This is a genomic window from Sphingobacterium cavernae, from assembly GCF_008520265.1.
Lineage (GTDB): Bacteria > Bacteroidota > Bacteroidia > Sphingobacteriales > Sphingobacteriaceae > Sphingobacterium > Sphingobacterium cavernae.
The window spans coordinates 1-1,050 of the sequence record NZ_VIQM01000002.1 but is presented as its reverse complement, the minus strand read 5'-3'; the positions used below and the strand labels follow the sequence as shown (position 1 = coordinate 1,050).

Annotated in this window: 2 protein-coding genes; both read right to left on the bottom strand. The window is 38.6% G+C overall.

Translation table 11 applies throughout. The annotated features are described in order from the left end of the window. Positions 1-31: 31 nt before the first annotated feature. A complete protein-coding gene (gene istB, locus FLS47_RS00010; RefSeq protein WP_262713844.1) occupies positions 32-826 on the bottom strand; it encodes an IS21-like element helper ATPase IstB in 795 nt (264 codons plus the stop codon). Between the two features lie 40 nt (positions 827-866). Beyond that, the coding region (locus FLS47_RS18325; RefSeq protein ID WP_223225059.1) for a hypothetical protein at positions 867-1,050 on the bottom strand (184 nt) is incomplete at its 5' end.

The window sequence follows — 1,050 nt, the reverse complement described above, 5'->3', positions numbered from 1 at the left end:
CACCACTAATTTCGTTAAAAAAACAAATATTCTACACATTTTTTTCATTGTTTACGTCAGTGTTTTCTGTTCTCTTTGGTCGTCCTCTTTTAGTTATCTCAGTAGTGTCTTCTTCGTACATTTCAGACAGCTCTAACAGGTTTTTTATTCGATAGCTATTTCCTTGGAGACGGACTATCGTGGCATGGTGAACAATGCGATCAATTATCGCTGAAGCGATGACTTTATCACCAAAGAGTGCACCCCAATCCTCAAAGTTTCTATTGGTGGTAATGATCATAGAGCCATTTTCGTATCTCTTCCTGATGATCTCAAAGAAATCTTCCATACTGTATTGCGGCATTTTCTTGAAGCCAAGTTCGTCTAGTATTAGCAAATCAGGTTTAAGAAATTTCTGCATTGTAGCTTGGTAAGTACCATCCGCACGTGAGGAATATAACTTTTCTACCATTTCATTACTATGGATAAAAAGCACCTTTTTCCCCTTTTTGACAGCTTCTAGCCCAATAGCATTGGCAAGATGAGTTTTACCCACACCAGGTTTACCCATAAACACTACGTTATACTTTTGGTCGATGAATCTACAACTAGCAAGATCATAGATTTGTCTCTTATCCACTTGTGGCTGATAGCTGAAATCATAGCTATCCAGTACTTTCTGCGTATCTAATTTGGATTCCCTAAGCTTATTCTGGTAACCATTTGTCTGCCTATTTGAGAGTTCATCCTCCACCAATAACTCGAGGAATTCGATGTATCCAATCTTGTGCTCTAGAGCATATCTGTTTCTTAGTTCTAGATTTTGTGATATCGCTGCCAGTTTCAACGAGCGAAGTTGTGATTTTAGATTTTCCATTGCTTATGAATTAATTTGTGAGATTGTCGTAAAAGCTAAGTTCATGCTGAAATTCGTCCGAGAATCTCAGTGTGGCGCCGTTTTCCTTTGGCAATTCAAACAAGCCTTTTTCGCAGATCCCTTTGATGTGCTGGTAGCTAAAGGCATGAAAATACAATGCCCTTGCACAGGCTATATCTAATTGCTCATTCGTA